Consider the following 230-nt stretch of genomic DNA (forward strand, 5'->3'; position numbering starts at 1 on the left):
CCAAAGTTACACTCGCATAATCAATTTGACCATCCTTTTGTTTATCATAATGAACAACAGCAGACTCATCAGACTGAAGATTGTTAGAAAGCTTCTCCAAACTTTCATCAAGCTGTTCCTTGTTAACAGCTTCATTATTTTGTGTTGCTGCTTTCACACCGGAAAGTACTCTATCCCCTTTGTCCTTATTGGCGATATTAATTTCTGTGCATGCTGCTTTAGCACCAATC

At 38.3% G+C, this 230-nt stretch carries 1 protein-coding gene; it reads right to left on the reverse strand.

Annotation, left to right across the window (positions count from 1 at the left end):
* Positions 1-230, reverse strand: a 230-nt coding sequence (locus tag ACFIMQ_RS09575) for a hypothetical protein (RefSeq protein WP_375703948.1), incomplete at both ends; no start/stop codon positions are given.

Source organism: Bartonella sp. AD13SXNS, from assembly GCF_042196465.1.
GTDB lineage: Bacteria > Pseudomonadota > Alphaproteobacteria > Rhizobiales > Rhizobiaceae > Bartonella.